Source organism: Bacillus cereus group sp. RP37, assembly GCF_040459695.1.
Lineage (GTDB): Bacteria > Bacillota > Bacilli > Bacillales > Bacillaceae_G > Bacillus_A.
In genome coordinates this window covers 4,400,612-4,418,727 of sequence record NZ_JARVHP010000001.1, presented here as the reverse complement: position 1 = coordinate 4,418,727, position 18,116 = coordinate 4,400,612, and the positions used below count along the sequence as shown (strand labels likewise).

Genomic DNA, 18,116 nt, shown 5'->3' with positions numbered 1-18,116 from the left:
TTCACTTTTGAACGGAGACGGGAGGAATTAGGATGGCGGTGTATCGTAATGTGCAGGTGAATTTTTGGCAGGATGATTTTGTTTTGGATTTGACGCCGGAGGAGCGGTATTTTTATGTGTATTTGTTGACTTGTTCGAAGACGACGCAGTGCGGGATTTTTCCTTTTCCGAAGCGGTTAGCTGAGATGGAGACGGGTTATAATCGGGAGACTGTCGATAAGCTTGTGCAGCGCTTTGTTGATTATGGAAAGATTCTTTATGATGCGGATACTCGGGAGTTATTTGTTTTAAATTGGCTTCGTTATAATCCTGTGACGAATACGAATGTGGAGAAGTGTGTGTTTCGTGAGCTTAAGGGTGTGAAGAATAAGGAGTTTGTACATATGTTTCTTCAGAAATGCGTAGAGGAGGAGCTGAATGTTCCGATGCTGTTAGCGCATTTCGGTATGCCAGGTGATTTGGCTGTGGATGATGCCGATCCGATTTGTGAGGAGGCAGAGGAAGAAGAGGTTGTAGAGGAGGAAACGGGAAGTCGCGTGTTTTCTTTTTATGAGCAACATTTTGGTAGTTTGTCTCCGCATACGGTGGAGGAATTGAGTGCGTGGATGGAAGATTTGTCAGAGGAGCTTGTGCTAAAGGCTCTTCAAATTGCGTTTGAGAATAATAAGCGGACGGTTGCTTATGTGAAGGGGATTTTGAGAGGGTGGCACGGGAAAGGGTTTACGAAAGTGTGTGAGGTTGAGGCGGATACGGCTCAGTTTCGGAAGAAGGAGTCGTCTGTTAGTACGGGGGAGACGGAGGAGTTTTTGGCGAGGTGTGAGGAGTGGGAGAAGAGTGCGCCGTCTGAGGAAGAGTTGCAGCGCTTTTTAGCGGAGCGCGGGTGGCGGCCATGAGTATTCAAAATGTGGAGGCGGAGAAGACTGTGTTAGGTTCTCTATTACTTGATGGAGAGCTTATTAAGGAGTGCCGTTTGACGGAGCAGTATTTTTCGATGCCGGTGCATAAGTCTATATTTCAGTTAATGCGAAAAATGGAAGAAGAGGGGCAAGCGATTGATCTTGTGACGTTCACTTCTAGGATAGATCCGAAATTTTTGCAGGGAATCGGGGGAATGGAGTATTTTATCGGGTTAATGGATGGTGTGCCTACTACTAGCAACTTCTCTTATTATGAGGGGCTTGTTCGAGGTGCCTGGAAAATGTATCAGGCTGGTGTTCTCGGGCACAAGATGGGAGAGCGTCTTATTGCGGAGAAGAATGAGAAAATTATTGGTGAGACGATTACGGCACTTTGCGAGTTAGAGGAAAAGGACTGTGTATGTGAGTTTGATTTGAAGGATGCGTTAGTTGATTTATATGAAGAGCTTCATCAAGATGCGAAAGAGATTACTGGTATTGAGACTGGTTATATATCGCTAAATAAAATGACGTGCGGATTGCAGGAAGGTGATTTTGTCGTTCTTGGTGCGCGTCCTTCTATGGGGAAGACTGCGTTTGCGCTAAATGTTGGACTGCATGCGGCGAAGTCTGGAGCGGCGGTTGGATTGTGTTCATTAGAGATGAGTAGTAAGCAATTGTTAAAAAGAATGGCTTCTTGCGTAGGCGAGGTGTCAGGAGGCAGACTGAAAAATCCGAAGCATCGTTTTGCGATGGAAGACTGGGAGAAGGTGAGTCAGGCGTTTGCGGAGATTGGTGAGTTGCCGCTTGAGATTTACGACAATGCAGGAGTTACGGTGCAAGATATTTGGATGCAAACTCGTAAGTTAAAGAGGAAGCACGGTGATAAAAAGATTTTAATTATTGTAGATTACTTGCAGCTTATTACGGGCGATCCGAAGCATAAGGGCAATCGATTTCAAGAGATTAGTGAGATTTCGCGTAAGCTTAAGGTATTAGCACGTGAATTACATGTTTGTGTAGTAGCGTTGTCGCAATTGTCTCGTTCCGTAGAGTCACGTCAAGATAAGCGCCCTCTTTTATCTGATTTAAGAGAGACGGGACAAATTGAGCAAGATGCGGATGTCATTATGCTTATGTATCGAGAGGATTATTATGATAAGGAGACGATGCAGAAAGAGATGACGGAGATTCATGTGGCGAAGCATCGGAATGGACCTGTGGGTAGTTTTAAACTGCGATTTTTGAAGGAGTTTGGGCGGTTTGTCGAGGAGAAATAGTGAAAAGGATCGAGTATCGCTTTGCAAATAAAATAAAGCATAAGTGTTCCATTTCATTAACTTATGCTTTATTTTTTGATTCTTTCAATATGTTTCTTATTTTCCCATAAAGAAAGATCTTCTCTCTGCAGTAATCCATTGCTGCAAATCATCTTGGCTACGTCGGACAAGTCGATTTACTAAAACATCATGCCATACATAATCCTCTAATAGGTATATATGAACGGGGTCATCTGTATAAAAAGCAATATTACGCTCTTCAAGTGATGGTCCATAAATCATCTCTTTAGAATCTATCGATAAAATGAACCAATGTTCTGTAGATAAGGTTTCTGTATAAGGTGTTATACGATGGGCTTCTAGATTTTTGATGGGATTTTCAACATGCAGGGTAATACCTTGTATTGTAACTTTATCAGCTACTTCAGATAGATCCTCTTCTAACGCTTCATACATCTCATCCCACATTGAAATGACAATACGTTGTTCTGCTTTTTTTATTAATGCCTGACAATAGCTAATGATTGTTTTATTGTCTTTTAACGTAATCACTCGATTATCCGTTTTTTCCTCGGAAGTTTCTAGTTTTTTTAATGAATCACTGATTCCTTCATAAGTAGACTGCCATTCTGATTGAGCCTTTTGTAAAAAGACTTCAACCGGTAGAGGTGAATAGCGAGTGGTGTCATTTATTTCTTCCTTCATGACAATTCCTTTTTCTACAAGGTTACCCAAAATCTCATAAATTCGCGCTCTTGGGACACCCGAATCCTTACTCACTTGGTAGGCTGTGACAGGCCCTTGTTTAACAAGAGATACATAAGATTTAGCTTCATATTCATTAAAACCCATTTTTTTAAGCTGTTGCACTATGTAATCCACTTTTTTCGTCCTCCGATGTTTGCTTTTATCCCGCTTTAACGGGCAGTAAGACCCCCACCTCAAAATTCAGCGGAAGCAAAGAAGTTAGGTGGGGGATCAACTGCCCGTAAAAGCCCGATTGGTGAGGGCTAATAATCAGTGGGGGATGAACAAAACCCCCCACTGATTAAAGTTTCACTTTATATTTCAACGTTACAATAACTGTTTACATTTAGCAAATTATTAGTTACTATTCTGATAGTCACTAAAGGGGAGGTTAATAACATGGATTTTTATTTAGACCCATCCGTATTAATGATTTTGATTGCTTTTGGATTTTTAGCTGCATTTATTGATTCAGTTGTAGGTGGTGGTGGACTCATTGCCTTACCTGCTTTATTATTTACAGGATTGAATCCAGCAAGTGCAGTAGCTACGAATAAACTAGCGTCGACAATGGGGTGTGCAACTAGTAATATTGTGTTTTATCGTTCTGGTAATCTTGATTTGAAATCGGCGTTTAAATTAGTTCCACTCACTTTCATAGGTTCCATAATAGGGGCATGGACCGTCCATTTAATGAACCCAGAAGTACTGAAGCCATTGATGCTGATCATGCTTGGTGCGGTGGCTATTTATACGATATTCAAAAAGGATTGGGGTAGTATTTCCACTCATAAGAAATTGTCTGGTCGACACGTCATTATTTTTACTTTTTTTGTTTTTACTATTGGTTTTTATGATGGATTTCTAGGTCCTGGAACAGGTTCGTTTTTAATGTTTTCTCTTTTATTTATCGGGTATGATTTTTTAAAAGCAGCAGGTAATGCGAAGCTTCTTAATTTAGGAAGTAATGTTGGGGCATTGTTGATGTTTATGTATGTAGGGCAAGTAAACTATGCGTATGGTTTTATAATGGGGATTGCTCAAATTGCTGGAGGGATTGTTGGTTCCCAATTTGCTATAAAAAAAGGAAGTGGGTATGTTCGTGCTCTTTTCATTACAGTAACTTGTTTATTGTTAGCGAAAAATCTGTATGACTTTATTCAGTAAGTAATCAAAGAACGTAGAAAAGGTCAAATATGTAAACTACATCAAGTATAAGAAGATACTAAGGAGAAATTCCTTTTAACATTTTTTCGATGCTACCTTGTTTGAAGATAGCATCGAAAAAGAAAATCTAAGTGAAGAGCATGAAAATAATATAAACTCATATTTTTCTAGGGTATGTTTATTGATCATAGTGAAATGTTTACTCTATATTCTTCTTATAATTAGGCCTCAACAAACTCTTAAAATCCAACTCAGCAATCAACACACTTACTAATATAAGTGTCGCCCCTAAGTATCCTTTTCCAGTAAGTGTTTCACCCGTGAAAACGAAAGCAAAGCCTGCGGAAAAGACAGGTTCTAATGAAAAGATAAGTCCGGTATGTGTGGGCGTCGTGTATTGCTGGGCAATTACTTGCACGATGAATGCGACTGCGGTGCAAAATATGCTTAAGGCTAAGATGATGAGCCATGAGTTGGTTGTGCTAGGCAGCTTTGGTGTTTCTATAATGAATGAAAAAATAAGACTAAATAGGCCGACGAAACCGAGTTGTATGACTCCAAGTGCAATGGAATTTACATGTTTCGTTACGCTTCCAGTAATGATGACGTGGATCGCATAAAATAGGGCAGACAGTATGCAAAATATATCGCCATTACCGATTTTGAATTCGCTCGTTAATGTTAATAAACCAATTCCTATTATCGTTAAAATGATTCCTACTATAACTTTCTTTTCAGGAATGTGTTTTAAAAATATAGCTGATAATATTGGAATGAAAATGACTGTGAGACATAATAAGAAACCAGCATTAGAAACACTTGTATACTTTGTACCGAAAGTCGCGAAAATGTAAACGATAAATAAAACAGAAGCCAGTATAAATGCATATTTTACAGTTTTAAAATCAACTTTGAATAAATGTTTGTAAAATATTAAACCTGATAAAAGAAAGGCAATAATAAATCGTAATGCGATTAAATTATATTCTTCTATGCCATCAAGTCCAAGCTTTGTAAGTAGGATGGATGCACCCCAAAAGAATGTAACTAGTAGTAGCATTAAATCCGCTTTTAATTGTAGTTTCATTTCTATTCCCTCGTTATGTATAAAATTTTAAATCCCATACCCCTATCCCCATTTTTTATTTTAATATTAATTCTGAATATTTGAAATAGAAATTTATCGACGTTTTTTTTCATAACAATTGGGAAGTAATAGCATGTATATAAAAAGCCCAGTTTAGAAGGGCTTTTTTACTATGTAAAATTTCATTTGTTTTGTTTACATAATATCTTTACAATCATTTGATAAAACAAAGTCAACTGCATATTGTGAGGGGGGATGGTTATCCCTTCTTTCTATTCGGAAGGAAAGGAGGTGATAATATGGAGTTTTTGATTGATCTTGTAAAAGAGTTTCTGAAAGCGACTGTGCGCGAAGTTTCAGCGTATTTTTTGCGGAAGCAACTTCTAGATAAGGACAACAAAAAACCCACTCCGCGCCGTAGGAAGCAGAAGGGTGGGTTTCGTAAAAAGAAATAACTTATAATAACTACCACCCTATACGGTAGCAGTTAGGGAAGAGATGTTAGCGCATCTCTTCTTTTATTATATGCCATTTTATTTGATGTCATACTTATATAGTATTCTACCGAAAATATATCATATTCCTATTTTATGGTCAATTTGATTACATTTCCTCCGTAACATCATACCGAAGCAACTGTCCCTGATCATAAAACCTTTCAAAAATAAGCCCCATTACATAGAAAAATACGAGACCGAAACCAACATGAATAAGTGTAAAAGTAGCGCCAAATGAAGAAAATTCATACACGAGAATTGGCAATTTTGCAGTTGTCCAAACGCCTAAGAAAAATACGATGTACCGAATGCTGGCGCCTTTTTTTAATAGTAGTGCTGCCATTGGGAAGGCAACGTAGAGAGGGCCAGCTGCAATTCCGCCTAATAATAAAGAGAATAAGATTCCATATATGCCGGACTTTTCTCCCATATATTTCATGAGCGTTTCTTTCTTCACCCATTGATCAAGTAATCCTACAAATACTAGGACAGGGGGGAGTAGAAACAACATATCTAAAATGCTATTCCCCGTTAATTGTAATGCGCTCCATCCTAAAGATTGATTTATAAAAGTTAAGACAAAGAGCCCCAGTAATAAAATGAAAAAGAAGCGATATTTTTTTAGTTCCTTCATACCATCACCACCCAAATGATATAGGAGAATAGGAGTGACATGAGTAATGCAGATGCATTACGTGCGTAAGCAAAACTTCGTCCGAATATTTTTTGTTCCATCGGCAATGTTGTAATTCCTACTGACATAAATGTAGACATGAGTGCCGCAACTTGAGGTAGACCTGCGCCGTGTTGTAATAGCGTATTACCAAGTGGGAACACGACGAAGCTTGGAATAAGTGCAACGGAGCCGAGTATCGCTGAATAAATAATACCTAACAATCCAGACTGTTCTCCAATGATAGAAGAGATGAAGGACGGTGTTAATATAGAAAGCGATAAGCCAACGAAAAGCATGATGGAAAGCATGGCGGGTAGAAGATTGCGAAACATTTTCCATGACTTACATAGAGCTTCTTTCGTTTTCGTACGATCCTTCATAAAAGAAATCCCCGTAAGAATAATGGCTAAAGTGTAAAGGATCACGCCATTAATCATGATCAGATTCCTTTAAGTCTTTATATTTATCTAAGAAAAAGGATAAGTTCTTCATTTTTTCTTCAATATCCATTTGGAAATCTGCCAATTGTTCCTTTCCAGCAGGTGTAATTTTGTACATCTTTCTCGGTTTGTCTTGATGATCTGTACTTACGTAAGATTCAATTGAACCTTCGTTTTCTAATTTTTTTAGTGTGCGATATAAAATGGCGCTATCGATTGGATTGACTGGAAGTTCTTCTTCGCACTTTTGCAATAATTGCCCACCATAGTTATCCCCCTCAGCTAAAAATAACAAAAGAAATGCACCTGTATGTCTTCCTGTATGTTTCATGAATAGACCTCCTAGAATGAATTAGGATTTATACTGTTAATGACAGTATACTGTTGTTAACAGTATATGGTGCATGAAGTGTTATGTCAATTTGTAATGTTACATGTACTGAAAACGGTGTAAGAAAACTTGCTACGAGCAAAGCACAAATGGAAACTAAAATAAAGGAAGGGTAGGATATTTAAAATGAAGTGTACAACAGAATTGGTATGAGGGTTATTGGATGTACATCTATGGCCGCACTTCATGCAACAGGGGCAATAGCGCTTATAATAAAAATGATAGGTAAACAAGAAATAGAAATACTTCTTTATCTGGTGAAATTCTATCTAATTGTTTATTCTCAACGACTAGGATTTCCAAATACACAAGAAGGTTATGGATTAATCCAATTCAAATAAATAAAAAAGGCACCTTAGTATGCCTTTTTTATTACCACACTATGATATGTAGTTAATAATAAACTAATAAATTTCTTCATTTCTCTCTTCATTGGCAAACATGGTTTTTCTAATATTAAATGTTATGATCGCAAGTATAGAAATAATAATAATATTAGTGAGCTGACTGAAAAACTCATTATTTAATAACTGCGGTAAATTTCCTATCAAGATAATACAGATTGTTGTATATACTAAAAATGTTCCAATCCAAGAAATAATGTAATTAATAAATGCGGCTATTCTAGGGAAGTTAATAACTAGATAATTTAAAACAATGTAATATAGAACACAAGAAAGGATAAAAAATATAATATCCCAAAAATAAACGGCATACCCACTTGCTATGTTTACCGATATGAGTTTATGTAATGAATAAGCAGTGAATCCTCCTAAAAATAAAAAATCAACTAACACAGCTACGGTTCTACTAACCATTTTAGAAATCTTATAAAGGATAAATAATAAGAATAACAGTATAGGTAATATTAGTATCATTATTTTTTCACCTCCAATTTATTTATATAAAATAATTATAACAAATATAGAAAAATTAACCATATGAATAGGGGGAATTTTTATAATTATCAATCATATTAGGATGCCGTATTTAGGTGGAAAAATACGAAAGGTTCTTATCCGTCTGTTCCACATTCTACAGAAGATAGGAGCTGTACATCCAAAAACACAAAAAAAAGACACTCTCAAGAGTGCCTCCCCTTAGCAGCCGAATCCGCCGCCCCAACAACTAGCTCCAACGATGATTAATAAAATAAAGAGTACAACAAGTAAAGCAAATCCGCCGCCGAAACCACAGCCTCCACCACAACTACCGCCATAGCCCATATTAACTCCTCCTTCCATAAAGACCATTAATTAATGGATTTAATTTACTTTATGTTTTTACGGATAAACTTGAGCAGGTCCTTTTGAAAAATAAAAGATACTTGGGATTTTATAAGAGTTGACAACCTTATTTTGTCACCGGTATTGGGTCGTTTACATATTGTATTTTATTCTGTGTATTGGGGGAAGGAGGATCTGTATGGCTAATTCTGAAATGATTTTACGCTTACTTACGGATTTAAAGATTGAACAGCAAGCTTTAAAAGAGCAGTTGGAAAAAATACAAACAGCTGTGACTACTCTTGAAGAAAAATCAGCGATTGTGGAAGAGAAACCAACGACTATTGAAGAAAAACCAGCTGTTGCTGCTGCAAAGCAAAGAGCTTATTCTGGACGCCCAACATCTTTTCGTGATTGGAGAGCATCTTCGCAAAAAAATTCTTAAAAATATAAGAAAAGAAGACATCGATTACGATGTCTTCTTTTGCTTGTACAATCCAAATGCGATAAGAAGGTATATATCATATTGCTTTAAAAATAAGAAGAAAATAACGATTGTCGACTCCTGTTTTAGTATAGCACGTAATGATGAAAAATTTTATGTAATATTGCATATATATAGATTATATAATCTTTAGCGTATATATTTTAGTTGTCTGTTATTTTTTTAATTCATTTACTTATATTATTTTTGGAGCGCCCCAGTGATGGGGCCTTTTTTTATAATTGTGTTAAAGCGGAAACCCCTCAAGCATAAGGAGGGGTTACATGACTAGGAAAATGGTTATTGGTGTTTAATGAGGTGAAGACCTGGATGTTGCTTCTGAATTTCTTCTAAATGGATTACTATTTGTTTTTAAACTGTTCCCCATAAGTGATAAACCATGCCGATAACAAAAAATGCTAGTCCTACAAACAAAACAATTAAAGCAAGCATTCCGTTTTTATTATGTTCCATACAGTCAGCTCCTTTTTTTATATACATACAAAAAGCCCTTAGTCGTAATTATGGCTAAAGGTTCCATTTCTCATACTTTTTAGTTTTTAAAGAAAAGGTACCTTATGGTGTCTTTTCTTTAAGGGGCATGGTAACGATTAGATGTTCTGGTTACAAAATAAAACAGGCTCCATAAAGGAGCGACCTTATTACGGACATAGTATTCTACTTTTTTTTTCTTTGTAATTCAATGCAATCTCTACTATTTCTTCAGGTGTTAAGTCTCTAAAATCCCAAAAGATTAAGTCACTTGGAGCTGGGTGGGGTACATTCTCTTTTAAGATATCAATATACTTACTACCTAACTCATCTGGCAATTTAGGATCACATATTTGCTCTACAAGTTTAATAAGCTCTTCTTTAGTCATTTTACTATTCATGTTATATTCCTCCTATCATTTATAGCCTTTTTCTCCAAAAATGGTAAGATGGATCTAATATTGTTTGATGAATCTTAGGAGATACAATGATTAAGTTATCAAGGTTATAGACATCTCCACTTTTATTAATAGGCTGTTTCGGATGTAGTATATATTTATTATTGTTACCGCAATGTTCTGTTATTGGTGAGTAAGGTGCCTTACCTTTTTTCATAAGTTTTATATTCATAGAACTAAATTCTTTAGCATAGCTCGAATCAGAAAGTGTTTTCCAAAATTCTTCTCGAACTTCTTGCGGAATAATACCAATAGCACCATCATTATACATTAACTTCTTTTGGGTACCTAAACTTCGTTCGAGGTTAAAACTTGAGGTCACTGTACCTGGTGTCTTTCTTTTTACTGCACTTGAAGTTTTGGTAAACATAATGGAGGGATTTTTTGGGGAGAAGGAACAGCTTAGAGCAGTATTAACAAAAGGTAAACAACTAGCAGGAGAATATGAAGAATGAAATAGGCAATATAATAGGGCAAAGAGACATATTCTTTTAAGTGGAGCCTTACTAGTAATCATTTTAGTTATTTTAGAAATAATTGTTATATCAATAAAATAAATTATATCTATGACTCTTATATTAAAAGAACTTTTTATAACTAATACAGGTCAATGGCCTATGCTGATAGGAATTAACGTAATCATAGCATTAATTCTTTTGTTTTTTCCAATTATTAAACAAGTCACTAAGATTTATGTTTATTTCATAGGCAAGTGCTTTTTATTAAATAAACAAAAAAGACTAAAGAAAGAAATGTCACATAAGTTGGATTAACTTATTCATTCTACACAATTACCTCAATTATTTTGCGAAACTAAAATAATTGATAAATTTATGGAGTATTTAGATATACATCAAGCTGATAGTCTAAAGGAATGTGTAAAGCTTTATAAAGAAGAGGAAAGACATGATAAAATATTAGAGGGAATAGGAAATCTAAAAAAAGAAATGTCTGCCGTCGGCGAAAAAGTATCCGATGTTAGTGATAGAATATAAATAATCTTTTTTTATGCAAAAATAAAGAAAAGACACCCATATAAGAGTGTCTTTTCCGATAGTTTGTTTAGCAGAAGCAAGAAGCTCCAACGATGATTAATAAAATGAATAACACAACTAATAATGCAAATCCTCCAGAAAAACCGCAGCTTCCGCCGCAACTACCACCAAATCCCATAACAGTTCCTCCTTTAATAAGAGGGGAAAACAAAGGGTCACTCGTGTTTTTTAACGGATTCCATTTACTTTATGTTTTGACGTATAAACGTGAGCAGGTCCTTTTGAAAATAAAAAAGACACCTTGAGGTGCCTTTTGTCCCATGTATTTCATTCATATTCGTTAGTATAAAATTCTTTTATTAGTTTTATTTCATTTGTATCTGGGTTAAATTTAAATATTTTAATTTGATTAGATTCGTCTTTATAGGCAAATGTATTATCGCCAACTTGGGTCATATTGCTGGTGTTTACGATAGGGTCACTACCATGGTCAGTGATTTCCACAGTTTTCTCACGATCCCAAAACGCAATGACAATGATCAAGATGATAAGGCATATACGTATGTTACGTAGTTCTCTCGATACAGTATTCTCCATTTAATAGTCTCCTTCGTTGTTTAATAGATTTTGTTTATAAAAGAGATAATTATTATGAAAATAAATAAAAAAGACACTTTCAAGTGTCTTTTTTATTTGAGTTATGCGCATTACTTAATAAGACGCTAGTTCCTCATTCCGGATATGAGTAACTATGTAGGGTAATTAAATTATAACATTTTAACCAGTAATGGGTCTATATGGAATTTTATAGATAATTATGTTTGATTATTTAGAATGATATATGTAGTGAAAGGTATACGTTACCTACAGTAATTGTAAAATATAATGATGTATATAACTAGTCTTGTAATGAATGTAAGCAACAGCTGATCGATTGTTAGTATTTTCTTTGTAAAAAAATATTCAATAATTTATCGTTGCAACCGCTTACTCTTTGTGTATAATAAAGGTAAGTTAATAAGTAAAAGGATTGTTACTGTTCGGCAGGCAAAACCTAAATTGATCTAGAGGCTACGGGTGTAGTGTAGCTTTTGGAATCAGTTTAGGTTTTTTTATTACCTTTTGTGACTTTAAGAAGAAGAAGGCGGAACAATATGAGAATCCATAAAATCTTAAATAACAATGTTGTTTGTACGATGAAGGATAATGAGACAGAAGTTGTACTTATGGGCAGAGGTTTGGGATTTCAGAAAAAAGTTGGCGATGCGATTGATGAATCTAAGATAGAAAAAACCTTTGTGCTAGAAACAAGAGAATTGTCAGAGAAACTTGCTAGGTTACTTACTGAAATTCCTGTAGAAAATTTAGAGATTACAGAGAGAATTATTCAGTTTGCTAAGACTGTTTTGCCGGGGACTTTAAGTGATTATATTTATCTTACATTAACGGATCACTTAAGTTTCGCCTTAACTCGGCATAAAGAAGGAATGGATCTCAAAAATACTTTGCTTTGGGAGATTAAGAGATTCTATCAGAAAGAGTTTGAAATTGGTCTACAAGCTTTGAACATCATTGAAGAAGAGACTGGGTTTAGACTTTCTGAAGATGAAGCAGGGTCAATTGCACTACATTTCGTGAATGCGCAGCAAGGAGAGCCGGCGATGCAACAAACGGTAGCGATGACGAAAATCGTCCAAGATATTTTAAATGTTGTAAAGTACCACTATAAGATGAACTTAGATGAAAGTTCATTTAATTATAGCCGGTTTGTAACACATTTACGATATTTCGCTCAGCGTTTAATGCAGAAGGAATTGAACTCGGCCGATGATGATTTTTTATACGAGCAAGTAAAAAGTAAGTACGAAGAGGCATATTGTTGTACAGAAAAGATTGAAGCATACTTGCAAAAAGCACATAATAGTCATCTTTCAAAAGATGAAAAAGTGTATGTAACGTTGCACATTCATCGTGTAACAAAACGCAATGAATTATGTAATTGAATAAACGGGATTGTTACTGTTTGGCAGGCAAAACCTAAATTGACTTGTAATGGAGTGATTCGTATGTATCGCACCGTTATGGTTAGTTTAGGTTTTTTCTTTTATAAAAATGGGATGATTGTAGGGAGGGGAAATTACTATGAAGTATGAGCAATTGGCAAAAGACATACTGAAACATGTTGGGGGAAGAGAAAACATAAATAGCGTTGTACATTGTATAACTCGATTACGATTTCAGTTAAAAGATGAGGGGAAAGCAAATACGGAAGTACTGAAGGGCATGGAAGATATTGTGACTGTTATGAAAAGCGGCGGACAATATCAAGTTGTAATTGGTAACCATGTATCCGACGTGTATAAAGCGGTTATTGTTGCCGGGGGATTTCAAGAAACAGAGGAAGAAAGTGCGAGTGAGAAGAAAAAGAGTAGTCTTATAGATATTCTTTCTAGCATTTTTACTCCTATTTTAGGGGTGTTAGCTGCAACAGGGATGATTAAAGGGTTTAATGCACTATTTGTGGCGTTAGGCTGGTTAAGTACACAGTCAGGAACGTATCAAATATTAAATGCGGTAGGCGATTCGTTATTTTATTTCTTCCCAATCTTCCTTGGATATACAGCAAGTAAGAAATTCGGGGGATCACCATTCATCGGTATGGCAATTGGAGGAGCGTTAGTCTATCCGGCTTTATCCGGTTTAAAAGCAAGTGAGCCATTATATACGTTATTTGCAGGAACGATGTTTGAATCACCCATTCATATTACGTTTTTAGGCATACCAGTTATTTTAATGAACTATGCATCATCTGTAATTCCAATTATTCTCGCTTCTTATTTTGGAGCGAAAGTAGAACATTCTTTAAAGAAAGTGATTCCAGATGTTGTGAAAACATTTTTATTACCATTTTTCACATTATTAATCGTTGTACCAGTTACATTTCTCGTTATTGGTCCAATTGCGACGTGGGCAGGGCAGTTTTTAGGACAGGCGACGCTTTGGGTTTATCATGCAAGCCCATTAGTAGCGGGTGCTTTACTCGGTGCTTTCTGGCAAGTGCTTGTCATATTCGGCCTTCATTGGGGCGTCGTTCCGATTGGCTATAACAATTTAGCAGTACACGGTATTGATCCAATACTAGCGCTTATATTTGCTGCTTCATTTGCTCAAATTGGTGCTGTGCTTGGCGTTTGGGTGAAAACGAAAGATAAGAAATTAAAAACACTAAGTATTCCAGCTTTTATTTCAGGTATTTTCGGTGTTACAGAGCCGGCGATTTATGGTATTACACTTCCTCTTAAAAAGCCGTTTATTATGAGTTGTATCGCTGGAGGAATTGGCGGCGCAATACTTGGCGTATTTGGTACACAAGCTTATATGACAGGCGGGCTTGGCATATTTACGCTTCCCACATTTATTAGTCCGAAAGATGGGATTACAGCTGGATTTTGGGGAGCAATTGTTTCGATGGTTGTTTCTTTAATAGTCGGTTTTATTCTGACTTACTTATTCGGTTTTACGAAAAAACAAACATCTACAGAAACAGAGGAAACAAGTAATAAAATTGCTGCATCAAGCGATGATGAGGTAATATTTAGTCCTTTCCATGGTGTAGTTATGCCACTTCAAAATATTGACGATGCTGCATTTGCATCAGGTGCGTTAGGAGAAGGAGTTGCGATCGAGCCTTCAGAAGGAAAGTTGTTTTCACCAGTTTCAGGTACGATTTCTGCGCTTTTCCCGACGAATCATGCAGTAGGAATTACATCGGATTCAGGAGCTGAAATTTTAATCCACATTGGGATGGATACTGTGAAATTAAATGGCGAATTTTTCTCTTCTCATATTGAACAAGGAGCGAGAGTAGAAAAAGGGCAATTACTTATTGAGTTTCATATAGCTGAAATTCAAAAGGCGGGTTATATTGTGACAACACCAGTTGTTGTTACAAATTATGATAAATATAGCTTGAAAAAAACAGAAGTAGAAAAGATACAAGCAGGAGATTCCTTACTAAAGTTAGGAGTTAAACAGTAGTACATTTCATACAGGTTCAAACGAAGAAAGGTATTCTTTAAAACTTATAATACCTTTCCTCGTTCATTCTTATATAAAGGAGTTTTTCTATATGTCTAAAGTGATTTTTCCTAAAGGATTTTTATGGGGTGGAGCGACTGCAGCCAATCAAGTTGAAGGCGCATATGTAGAAGACGGAAAAGGATTAACGACGGTTGATTTATTACCAACTGGTGAAAACCGCTGGGACATTATGAAAGGAAATATTCATTCCTTTACACCGGTAGAAGGGGAGTTTTACCCATCACACGAAGCAATTGATTTTTATCATCGTTATAAAGAAGATATCGCTCTATTTGCAGAAATGGGATTTAAAGCGTTACGCGTATCTATTGCTTGGACACGTATTTTCCCAAATGGTGATGATGAAAATCCAAATGAGGCAGGATTACAGTTTTATGATAACGTATTTGATGAACTATTAAAGCACGGTATTGAACCAGTCGTTACGATGGCTCACTTTGATGTGCCTGTTCATTTAGTAGAAAAGTATGGAAGCTGGAGAAGTAGAAAGCTTGTAAACTTCTTCGAGACGTATGCAAAAACGATTTTTAATAGATATAAAGATAAAGTGAAATATTGGATGACATTTAACGAAATTAATATGCTTTTACATTTACCTTTCATGGGAGCAGGTCTAGCCTTTAAAGAAGGCGATAATAAAAAACAAATTCAGTATCAAGCGGCGCATCACCAGCTTGTCGCAAGTGCGTTAGCTGTAAAAGCGTGTCATGAAATCATTCCAGATGCAAAAATCGGTTGTATGCTTGCTGCTGGTGCAACGTATCCATATACATGTAATCCAGATGACATCCAACGCGCGATGGAACAAGACCGTGAATCATTCTTCTTCATTGATGTACAAGCAAGAGGAGCATATCCTGGATACGCAAAACGATTCTTTACAGATAACAATGTAACAATTGAAATGGAAAAAGAAGACGAGGTAATTTTAAAAGAACATACAGTTGATTATATTGGATTTAGCTACTATGCAAGCCGAGCAACAAGTACAGATCCAGAAGTATTAAAAAGCATAACGAGCGGAAATGTATTCGGTTCGGTTGAAAATCCGTATCTTGAAAAATCAGAGTGGGGATGGACGATTGATCCGAAAGGCTTCCGCATTACGGCGAACCAACTTTACGATCGTTACCAAAAGCCTTTATTTGTCGTTGAAAATGGCCTCGGTGCAATTGATCAATTAAATGATGAAGACGAAGTGAACGATGAATACCGTATTGATTACCTAGAAAAGCATATGATTGAAATGTCAGAAGCAATTCAAGACGGAGTAGATATTATCGGATACACAAGTTGGGGCCCGATTGACCTTGTAAGTGCTTCTACTGGAGAAATGAAAAAACGTTACGGATATATATACGTTGATAAAGATAATGAAGGAAAAGGTTCATTAAACAGATCGAAGAAGAAAAGCTTCGATTGGTATAAAGAAGTAATTGAGACGAATGGTGGGAGCTTGGAGTCTTAAGTATGAAAGGGAGACATCTTAATGGATGTCTTCTTTTTTCGTTGTGAATAAAGTATGGAAATTGATTTCCCTTTACACAAAGATAACGGTATAATATAGTTAAGTTAAGTGAACTTAACTATTAAATAAAACAAAATAACAGCATGGAGGAAGAACGCTATGACGAGAACGTATAAAGAAGTAATTAATGAAATGAACCGAGCCTATAATGAATTCTACATTTTACTATTTCAGGAGTTGAAAGATGAGTACGGTCTTACAGGACAGCAAGAGAGTATGCTATTTCATATTAATTTAAATGAAAACACGACAGCAAATCACATTGCGACTACTTTTAATATATCAAAAAGTGCTGTTAGCCAAGTTTTATCGAAATTAGAAAAACAGAAGATGATTTCGAAACAAGTTAATCCTAACAATAAACGGGAGTATTTCCTTACGCTTGGTCCAAACGGTAGTAAGTATATAGAGCGGTTGTCTGAGTTAGATGATGTATTAATTGAGAAGTATTTTTCTAAAATCGATATCGGTGCTTTAGAACAAATGACGGATACATTAACGAAAATAAATAAAGTGATATTAGAAGAAAAACAGAAGGATCTTGATAGTAATGAGTAAGAACTTAGATGAGGTAATGAGTAGAAAGGAGGAGAAGCGTGTGATGAGTTACATACCAAATATGATGACGATAGCTAATTTTATTTGTGGGATATTGGCCATTTATTCTGTTTTCGTTCAAGATATGTATGGTGCAGTCATGTTCATTATTACAGGTATGGTATTTGATTTGTTTGATGGTATAGTTGCTCGGAAACTGGATGCTGTTTCGGAAATTGGCGGAGAGTTAGATTCATTTGCGGATTTAGTTACCTTTGGTGTGGCGCCGTCTATTCTTGCCTATAGTGTCGCGTTAAAAGATTTGCAGTCTATCGGGATGATATGCGCACTTGCTTATAGTATTTGCGGAATGCTGCGGCTTGCGAGATTTAACACGCAGCAAAGCAAACTCCCAACATTTATCGGCATGCCCATTCCATTTGCGGCAATGTGTCTCCTTATTTTATGCCTCCTGAACAATCCAGTTTCCGTGGCGTTTGGCACATGCGTACTCGCTTATTTAATGGTAAGCAAAATCAAATTCCCCCATTTTAAAAAAGATATATCGGAAAGCTTGAAGTCCGAAAGATGGAATTAAAGAGAAAGGTAAGGAACAGAACATGATTCGTATGGCATTAAGATCATTCAACATACAAATGTATTGTTTACTAGGCGTAATGTTATTAGGGTGGCTTGTGACACCTTTTCCAGCCCAGTTTGTAGGGATAAGCATTGGCCTTTTGGTGAGTATGTACTGCGCCTGGATTTTAGGAAGGCGTATTGAAAAGTTCGGAGATAGCATCGTAAAAAAAGAGAAAGCACCGATGCTCGGCATGATGAATCGGTTTGCAGCCGCAATACTCGGCGCGATTATTATGTATGAAATTGAACACCGTGAATTCATGTGGACATTTGCTGCGGGAATTATGGGTGGATATTTCTTGGTTATTATTAATTTGGGGTATTACAGTATGAGAGATGAGAAGGAATAAGGTGCTGTGTAAATAACTAATTTGGATGATTTGAATGTAAAAACCTAAAAACCTAAAAACCCTCCTTTATAGAAAGCTTTTTATTACAAAGAAAAGACACCCATATAAGAGTGTCTTTTCCG

23 protein-coding genes and 1 pseudogene are annotated in these 18,116 nt (G+C 36.1%); 13 read left to right on the top strand and 11 right to left on the bottom strand.

Features of this window, described 5'->3' with window-relative positions; all coding sequences use genetic code 11:
• Positions 1–32 precede the first annotated feature (32 nt).
• Positions 33–893, top strand: a complete 861-nt coding sequence (locus QCI44_RS23385; RefSeq protein WP_016133780.1) for a DnaD domain-containing protein — start codon at positions 33–35, stop codon at positions 891–893.
• On the top strand, positions 890–2,176 hold the full coding sequence (gene dnaB / locus QCI44_RS23380; RefSeq protein WP_016133781.1) for a replicative DNA helicase: 1,287 nt from the start codon (positions 890–892) through the stop codon (positions 2,174–2,176). Before QCI44_RS23385 ends, dnaB begins: the two co-directional genes overlap by 4 nt.
• Positions 2,177–2,272: 96 nt before the next feature.
• Here the strand turns inward: dnaB and QCI44_RS23375 are convergent, their stop codons facing one another.
• The gene (locus tag QCI44_RS23375; protein WP_016089082.1) at positions 2,273–3,058 is read right to left on the bottom strand and encodes a TrmB family transcriptional regulator; all 786 of its coding nucleotides are present in this window, start codon (positions 3,056–3,058) and stop codon (positions 2,273–2,275) included.
• A 264-nt stretch (positions 3,059–3,322) separates the two neighbouring features.
• Here QCI44_RS23375 and QCI44_RS23370 point away from each other — a divergent pair, with 264 nt between their 5' ends.
• Positions 3,323–4,090 (top strand): TSUP family transporter, encoded by a 768-nt coding sequence (locus QCI44_RS23370; RefSeq protein ID WP_016133782.1) that lies wholly within the window; start codon positions 3,323–3,325, stop codon positions 4,088–4,090.
• 199 nt (positions 4,091–4,289) lie between these two features.
• Here the strand turns inward: QCI44_RS23370 and QCI44_RS23365 are convergent, their stop codons facing one another.
• Positions 4,290–5,177 carry a DMT family transporter gene (locus QCI44_RS23365; protein ID WP_016133783.1) on the bottom strand — a complete coding sequence of 296 codons (888 nt, stop codon included), beginning with the start codon at positions 5,175–5,177 and terminating at the stop codon, positions 4,290–4,292.
• A gap of 299 nt (positions 5,178–5,476) precedes the next feature.
• Here QCI44_RS23365 and QCI44_RS23360 point away from each other — a divergent pair, with 299 nt between their 5' ends.
• Positions 5,477–5,632: a hypothetical protein gene (locus QCI44_RS23360; protein WP_016136571.1), complete on the top strand. Its 156-nt coding sequence runs from the start codon at positions 5,477–5,479 to the stop codon at positions 5,630–5,632.
• Positions 5,633–5,780: 148 nt separating this feature from the next.
• Here the strand turns inward: QCI44_RS23360 and QCI44_RS23355 are convergent, their stop codons facing one another.
• From QCI44_RS23355 to QCI44_RS23345, 3 genes are read right to left on the bottom strand one after another with little or no spacing between them, the layout of a single operon-like run.
• Complete coding sequence (locus tag QCI44_RS23355) at positions 5,781–6,308, bottom strand: permease (protein WP_016089079.1); 528 nt, start codon at positions 6,306–6,308, stop codon at positions 5,781–5,783.
• Positions 6,305–6,787, bottom strand: coding sequence for a hypothetical protein (locus QCI44_RS23350; protein WP_353811458.1), 483 nt, complete (start codon positions 6,785–6,787; stop codon positions 6,305–6,307). Before QCI44_RS23350 ends, QCI44_RS23355 begins: the two co-directional genes overlap by 4 nt.
• On the bottom strand, positions 6,780–7,121 hold the full coding sequence (locus QCI44_RS23345; protein WP_098413117.1) for a PadR family transcriptional regulator: 342 nt from the start codon (positions 7,119–7,121) through the stop codon (positions 6,780–6,782). Before QCI44_RS23345 ends, QCI44_RS23350 begins: the two co-directional genes overlap by 8 nt.
• Positions 7,122–7,354: 233 nt before the next feature.
• Here QCI44_RS23345 and QCI44_RS23340 point away from each other — a divergent pair, with 233 nt between their 5' ends.
• Complete coding sequence (locus QCI44_RS23340) at positions 7,355–7,522, top strand: hypothetical protein (protein WP_016089077.1); 168 nt, start codon at positions 7,355–7,357, stop codon at positions 7,520–7,522.
• A 63-nt stretch (positions 7,523–7,585) separates the two neighbouring features.
• On the opposite strand, the gene QCI44_RS23335 is transcribed toward QCI44_RS23340, so the two are convergent.
• Both QCI44_RS23335 and QCI44_RS23330 read right to left on the bottom strand, forming a co-directional pair.
• Positions 7,586–8,059, bottom strand: coding sequence for a hypothetical protein (locus QCI44_RS23335; RefSeq protein ID WP_016089076.1), 474 nt, complete (start codon positions 8,057–8,059; stop codon positions 7,586–7,588).
• Positions 8,060–8,281: 222 nt separating this feature from the next.
• A complete protein-coding gene (locus tag QCI44_RS23330) occupies positions 8,282–8,407 on the bottom strand; it encodes a YjcZ family sporulation protein (RefSeq protein ID WP_000540377.1) in 126 nt (41 codons plus the stop codon).
• A 199-nt stretch (positions 8,408–8,606) separates the two neighbouring features.
• Here QCI44_RS23330 and QCI44_RS23325 point away from each other — a divergent pair, with 199 nt between their 5' ends.
• The gene (locus QCI44_RS23325) at positions 8,607–8,852 is read left to right on the top strand and encodes a hypothetical protein (RefSeq protein WP_016133787.1); all 246 of its coding nucleotides are present in this window, start codon (positions 8,607–8,609) and stop codon (positions 8,850–8,852) included.
• Between the two features lie 701 nt (positions 8,853–9,553).
• On the opposite strand, the gene QCI44_RS23320 is transcribed toward QCI44_RS23325, so the two are convergent.
• The gene (locus QCI44_RS23320) at positions 9,554–9,784 is read right to left on the bottom strand and encodes a bacteriocin immunity protein (protein ID WP_098413118.1); all 231 of its coding nucleotides are present in this window, start codon (positions 9,782–9,784) and stop codon (positions 9,554–9,556) included.
• A 19-nt stretch (positions 9,785–9,803) separates the two neighbouring features.
• Positions 9,804–10,205: pseudogene (locus QCI44_RS23315) on the bottom strand (WXG100 family type VII secretion target); the annotation flags it as partial.
• Between the two features lie 469 nt (positions 10,206–10,674).
• On the opposite strand from QCI44_RS23315, the gene QCI44_RS23310 reads away from it, so the two are divergent.
• A complete protein-coding gene (locus QCI44_RS23310) occupies positions 10,675–10,836 on the top strand; it encodes a hypothetical protein (RefSeq protein WP_154214097.1) in 162 nt (53 codons plus the stop codon).
• Between the two features lie 67 nt (positions 10,837–10,903).
• Here QCI44_RS23310 and QCI44_RS23305 read toward each other — a convergent pair whose 3' ends face one another.
• Entirely contained in the window at positions 10,904–11,014 is a 111-nt protein-coding gene (locus tag QCI44_RS23305) for a YjcZ family sporulation protein (protein ID WP_000505686.1), read from the bottom strand.
• A 149-nt stretch (positions 11,015–11,163) separates the two neighbouring features.
• Positions 11,164–11,433: a YmzC family protein gene (locus tag QCI44_RS23300; RefSeq protein WP_016089072.1), complete on the bottom strand. Its 270-nt coding sequence runs from the start codon at positions 11,431–11,433 to the stop codon at positions 11,164–11,166.
• A gap of 557 nt (positions 11,434–11,990) precedes the next feature.
• On the opposite strand from QCI44_RS23300, the gene licT reads away from it, so the two are divergent.
• From licT to QCI44_RS23270, 6 genes are all read left to right on the top strand, one after another.
• A complete protein-coding gene (licT, locus tag QCI44_RS23295; RefSeq protein WP_016089071.1) occupies positions 11,991–12,839 on the top strand; it encodes a BglG family transcription antiterminator LicT in 849 nt (282 codons plus the stop codon).
• Between the two features lie 139 nt (positions 12,840–12,978).
• Positions 12,979–14,874 carry a beta-glucoside-specific PTS transporter subunit IIABC gene (locus QCI44_RS23290; RefSeq protein WP_088083392.1) on the top strand — a complete coding sequence of 632 codons (1,896 nt, stop codon included), beginning with the start codon at positions 12,979–12,981 and terminating at the stop codon, positions 14,872–14,874.
• Between the two features lie 91 nt (positions 14,875–14,965).
• Positions 14,966–16,405: a 6-phospho-beta-glucosidase gene (locus tag QCI44_RS23285; protein WP_016133790.1), complete on the top strand. Its 1,440-nt coding sequence runs from the start codon at positions 14,966–14,968 to the stop codon at positions 16,403–16,405.
• 159 nt (positions 16,406–16,564) lie between these two features.
• Positions 16,565–17,023: a MarR family winged helix-turn-helix transcriptional regulator gene (locus QCI44_RS23280; RefSeq protein WP_088083394.1), complete on the top strand. Its 459-nt coding sequence runs from the start codon at positions 16,565–16,567 to the stop codon at positions 17,021–17,023.
• Positions 17,016–17,600, top strand: a complete 585-nt coding sequence (pssA, locus tag QCI44_RS23275; RefSeq protein WP_016133792.1) for a CDP-diacylglycerol--serine O-phosphatidyltransferase — start codon at positions 17,016–17,018, stop codon at positions 17,598–17,600. The genes QCI44_RS23280 and pssA overlap by 8 nt, the downstream gene beginning before the upstream one ends.
• A gap of 22 nt (positions 17,601–17,622) precedes the next feature.
• Positions 17,623–17,994, top strand: a complete 372-nt coding sequence (locus tag QCI44_RS23270) for an ATP synthase subunit I (protein ID WP_016133793.1) — start codon at positions 17,623–17,625, stop codon at positions 17,992–17,994.
• Positions 17,995–18,116: the final 122 nt, after the last annotated feature.